General features: G+C 66.8%; 1 protein-coding gene. It reads left to right on the top strand.

What is annotated here, in order from left to right; genetic code table 11:
* The coding region (locus V8Z80_RS20865) for an IS481 family transposase (protein WP_336063336.1) at positions 1–795 on the top strand (795 nt) is incomplete at both ends.

The following is a 795-nucleotide window of genomic DNA, read 5'->3' as shown; positions in this document are numbered from 1 at the left end:
CCCAGGCCTACGGTGTAACCGCAGCTACGGTACGCAAATGGCTCAGCCGCTTCCTGGCCCAGGGCGAAGCGGGGCTGGCCGATGCCTCCTCGCGTCCGGCGCTCTCGCCCAAGGCGATTGCGCCGACCAAGGCCTTGGCTATCGTCGAGCTGCGCCGCAAGCGACTGACCCAGGCCCGCATTGCCCAAGCACTGGGCGTATCGGCCAGTACCGTCAGCCGCATCCTGGCGCGCGCCGGCCTGTCTCGCCTGGCCGACCTGCAGCCAGCAGAGCCCGTCGTGCGCTACGAACACGAGGCGCCGGGTGAACTGCTGCACATCGACATCAAGAAGCTCGGGCGCATCGTGCGGCCCAGCCATCGGGTCACGGGCAACCGACGCGATCGCGTGGACGGCGCCGGCTGGGACTTCGTCTTCGTGGCCATCGATGACCACGCCCGCGTGGCCTTTACCGACATCCACCCCGACGAACGCTTCCCCAGCGCGATCCAGTTCCTCAAGGACGCCGTGGCCTACTACGCGCGCCTGGGCGTGACCATCCAGCGACTGCTGACTGACAACGGTTCGGCCTTCCGCAGCCGAGCCTTCGCCGCGGCATGTCGTGAACTGGGCATTAAGCACCGCTTCACCCGGCCCTACCGCCCGCAGACCAATGGCAAGGCCGAACGGTTCATCCAATCAGCCTTGCGCGAATGGGCCTACGCCTACACCTACCAAACCTCACAACACCGAGCCGATGCCATGAAAGCCTGGCTGCACCACTACAACTGGCACCGCCCTCACCAGGGCATCGGCC

This window comes from Orrella sp. JC864 (assembly GCF_037026685.1).
In the GTDB taxonomy this organism is placed as follows: domain Bacteria; phylum Pseudomonadota; class Gammaproteobacteria; order Burkholderiales; family Burkholderiaceae_B; genus Orrella.
This window is presented reverse-complemented; position numbering and strand designations above follow the sequence as displayed.